Source organism: Achromobacter sp., assembly GCF_036567245.1.
GTDB lineage: Bacteria > Pseudomonadota > Gammaproteobacteria > Burkholderiales > Burkholderiaceae_B > Achromobacter.
In genome coordinates this window covers 1-3075 of sequence record NZ_DATCUY010000486.1, presented here as the reverse complement: position 1 = coordinate 3075, position 3075 = coordinate 1, and the positions used below count along the sequence as shown (strand labels likewise).

At 66.8% G+C, this 3075-nt stretch carries 7 protein-coding genes; 2 read left to right on the top strand and 5 right to left on the bottom strand.

Annotation, left to right across the window (positions count from 1 at the left end; translation table 11 throughout):
• The 5 genes from VIR09_RS20710 to VIR09_RS20690 form a co-directional block, all read right to left on the bottom strand.
• The coding region (locus VIR09_RS20710; protein WP_332014556.1) for a hypothetical protein at window positions 1-408 on the bottom strand (408 nt) is incomplete at its 3' end.
• Entirely contained in the window at window positions 408-641 is a 234-nt protein-coding gene (locus tag VIR09_RS20705) for a hypothetical protein (RefSeq protein WP_332014555.1), read from the bottom strand. The genes VIR09_RS20705 and VIR09_RS20710, both read right to left, overlap by 1 nt.
• Window positions 642-663: 22 nt before the next feature.
• Window positions 664-897 carry a hypothetical protein gene (locus VIR09_RS20700; protein ID WP_332014554.1) on the bottom strand — a complete coding sequence of 78 codons (234 nt, stop codon included), beginning with the start codon at window positions 895-897 and terminating at the stop codon, window positions 664-666.
• Entirely contained in the window at window positions 894-1655 is a 762-nt protein-coding gene (locus VIR09_RS20695) for a recombinase family protein (protein WP_332014553.1), read from the bottom strand. The genes VIR09_RS20700 and VIR09_RS20695 overlap by 4 nt, the downstream gene beginning before the upstream one ends.
• Window positions 1655-1894 (bottom strand): helix-turn-helix transcriptional regulator, encoded by a 240-nt coding sequence (locus tag VIR09_RS20690; protein WP_332014552.1) that lies wholly within the window; start codon window positions 1892-1894, stop codon window positions 1655-1657. Before VIR09_RS20690 ends, VIR09_RS20695 begins: the two co-directional genes overlap by 1 nt.
• A gap of 81 nt (window positions 1895-1975) precedes the next feature.
• Here VIR09_RS20690 and VIR09_RS20685 point away from each other — a divergent pair, with 81 nt between their 5' ends.
• The gene (locus tag VIR09_RS20685) at window positions 1976-2338 is read left to right on the top strand and encodes a helix-turn-helix transcriptional regulator (protein WP_332014551.1); all 363 of its coding nucleotides are present in this window, start codon (window positions 1976-1978) and stop codon (window positions 2336-2338) included.
• 188 nt (window positions 2339-2526) lie between these two features.
• The gene (locus VIR09_RS20680; protein ID WP_332014550.1) at window positions 2527-2904 is read left to right on the top strand and encodes a hypothetical protein; all 378 of its coding nucleotides are present in this window, start codon (window positions 2527-2529) and stop codon (window positions 2902-2904) included.
• The last annotated feature ends 171 nt before the right edge of the window (window positions 2905-3075 follow it).

The following is a 3075-nucleotide window of genomic DNA, read 5'->3' as shown; positions in this document are numbered from 1 at the left end:
GGCCGTGCTGCGCATGAGCTCGCACGGCACGTTGAAGTGGCTGGGCGCGTCGGCCGGGCGCGGCGCCTTGGCGTAGATCAGGCCCTGCCGCTCCAGCAGCGCGGTCAGCAGGCGCTCGCGCCAGGCCTCGGGCAGCGCGCCAATCAGCGATTCCTCGATGTCCACGTGCATGCGGATCTCGCCGATCAACATGCGCTTGACGGTCTGGGTGTTGTTGCGGGTGGCCTGGTCGGCGTTGTCGGCGGTGGTGGCCACGTGGAACTCGACCAGCCGGTCGGCCACATCGGTGGTGGCGTGGTAGTGCTGCACCACCGCCTCTGCGTAGGCGTTCCAGGTCATGCGCGACTGCAGCACTGCATCGCTGACGATGGTGCCGATGAGCTGGCTGCGGGTTGGGCGGGCGGCCATCAGGCGGACTCCACCACGCTCAGTGCCGGCGCCAGAGCCGCCACCGGGATCAGCGGCAGTCGCTGCAGCCGGCCATCGTCAAACCACTCGGTGACAGGGCGCTGGCCGGGGCGCTCGATGCGGGTCTGCAGCTGGGTGCGGCAGCCGCCGCCCAGGTAGTCGGTGTGGGCGATGGCGATGCCGACAAATTGCGTCGCTGCATCGGTGTAGGTGGCGCCAAGGATGATGGACATGGGTCAGGCTCCGCAGGTGCGCTCAGGCGCGGTCGTTGAGTTGGGACAGGTCGCCGCCGTTGGCGGCCTGCAGCACGGCGACCATGCGGTCGCGGCGCTGTTCGATCAGGCCGGCGATGCGGCCGTAGATCTGGTCGCGGCTGGACTGGTCGGTGATGCAGGCCAGGGCCTGCTCCAGCACCGAGATTTCGTGCTGCAAGTGCAGCAGGCGCAGGGACTGGTCTTGCGGCAACAGGTCAAGGATTGAGGTCTTCATGCGGCCACTCCACGTGAAACCGCCGCTTCTTGGCCCTTGGGCGCCGGCGGGTAATGCTCCATCGCCTCATGGGTCTTGATCACTCGCGCGATGCTTGGCTTGTTCCACCGCCGCCCGCCATGCGGGGCGGGGATGCCCAGCTCGTGCAGCGCCTCGGAGATGCGCTCCAGGCTGCACGGCCGGCCGTTCTTGCCCTGCGCGCGCAGGGCCATGATGCGTTCGCGGTAGGGCCAGGTTTCAGGGTCGCGGTACAGCCGGCCCTCGATCCTGACCACCCCATAGGGCGTGTAGCCAAACGGCCGCGCGGCCTGGCGCAGGTGGCGGGCCACCGCGCTGTTGCGCTCGCAGGTGACCGCCCGCTCGTACTCGGCCAGCGACAGCTGCAGGTTGAGGTTGAGCCGGCCCTGCGGGGTGCCGGTGTCGATCAGCTCGCTGACCGACTGCACCACCAGCCCGCGCGGCTCGGCGAACTGGCGGAAGAACAGCAGCCCGTCCAGGGTGTCGCGGAACAGCCGGTCCAGCCGGAACACCACCACCACCTGCGCCTCGCCTGCGCTGAGGGCCTGCATCAGCTGCACCCCGCCCTTGCGCTTGTCCAGCGGCGTGCCCGCGCTGACCCCCCGGTCCTCGATGATGTTGACCAGCTCCAGCTCGTGCAGCGCGCACCACTGGCGGATGCGCTCGGGCTGCATGGCCAGCGAGTGCCCGTCGCGGCCCTGCTCTTCGGTGGAGACGCGGATGTAGCCGATGGCACGCATCAGGCGGCCCTGGCCTTGGGGCTGGACTTGGCCGTGGCGACCTGTGCCAGGTATGCATGCAGGTCAAGGTGAGGGTCGAGGGCCCTGGCCAACCTGGAGAGCCGCTGCGTGCTGGGAACCTCGCGCCAGTTCTCCCAAGCCGAGACGGCTGCCTTGCCGACGCCAAGGCGGGCGCCGAGCTGCGTCTGTGTCATGCCAGCCTTGAGCCTAGCGGTGCGGATGATGTTGATCTTGTCCATGGGGGCAAGTACAGCACGACTGTACAGCGGTGTCAAGCGTTGCCGTACACGGTGCAGGTAAAGCACCGCCAAACTTCCGGCATGACGACTTTCGGCTCGCGGTTCAAAGCCGCCAGGCAGGCTGTCGGCCTGACACAGGACGCGCTGGCCGATCTCATGGGCATCACCAAGTCCGCGATCTCAGCCTACGAAAATGACCGCGAGACCCCATCCTTCGAGAAATTGCAGGCGCTGCGCGAGCACCTGCAGATCTCGCTGGATGAGCTGGTCTGCGGGGATGAGGCCAAGGTGAGGATGGAAAAGCAGTACGCGGCTATCGCCGACGGCCGCGCCCACTACGATGTGCAGGAGCTGTCACAGCTCGAAAAGCGACTGGTGCGCGCGTTCCGCCTGCTGAATGATCGGCAAAAAAAGGGCATGCTTGACCTGCTGACCTGGAAGTAGAGGACAGCTTGACTTGACCAAACCGACGACGCCAAAGGGGGCGAACAATGGCACTGGTGACATGCAGGGAATGCGGGCGGCAGGTGAGCGACCAGGCTGCGGCATGTCCCGGGTGCGGGGCGCCTGTTTCCGTGGTGCGTGGGCCGCTGGCGCCGGTGACGCGTAAGGAGGCAAGCGGATGCTTTAACGTGATCGCTGTGGCCGGCCTTGTTGCGCTGCTGGCATTGGTGTTCAAGGCGTGCAGCGATGTTGACGGCACGGTTGGCTCGGGATCATCGGATGCCGCTACCCAGGCCGCCATCGATCCCGCTCAGCAGCAGCTCCGTGAATCTGTCGAGGCAGATTACAAAGCAATGCCTCTCGTGCTGGATGCAGATTGGGTGAGGCCGACAGAATTCACCTTGGTCATGCACGACACCGGGAAAGACTGGCAGGCGCTCGCAGACAAGACGTGCTCGGCCTTGAGAGCGCGCGGCATCACAGGCTCGTTCAGCGTCGACATCATAGAGGCAGAAGCCGCCCGCAATCGACGCATGAAGCAGCTTGGGCACGCCAGGTGCGGGTAGCCCTCACCCACCCGCCCCACACAGCGTCCGGGTGGCGATCAGTTCGGCCTGGAGCCAGCTGACGTGGTTGTCGGCGTCGGCGCCGACTCGAACAATTCGTCCCGCAGCCTCTGCGCGTAATCCGGCTTGGCCATCCGCTCCGCCGGCAGCGGCGGCAACGCCGGCAGCGAG

Bases quoted from the DNA above. Each gene is read 5' to 3' on its own strand.
- VIR09_RS20700 (WP_332014554.1), bottom strand. From the start codon at position 897: ATGAAGACCTCAATCCTTGACCTGTTGCCGCAAGACCAGTCCCTGCGC.
- VIR09_RS20685 (WP_332014551.1), top strand. From the start codon at position 1,976: ATGACGACTTTCGGCTCGCGGTTCAAAGCCGCCAGGCAGGCTGTCGGC.
- VIR09_RS20695 (WP_332014553.1), bottom strand. From the start codon at position 1,655: ATGCGTGCCATCGGCTACATCCGCGTCTCCACCGAAGAGCAGGGCCGC.
- VIR09_RS20690 (WP_332014552.1), bottom strand. From the start codon at position 1,894: ATGGACAAGATCAACATCATCCGCACCGCTAGGCTCAAGGCTGGCATG.
- VIR09_RS20705 (WP_332014555.1), bottom strand. From the start codon at position 641: ATGTCCATCATCCTTGGCGCCACCTACACCGATGCAGCGACGCAATTT.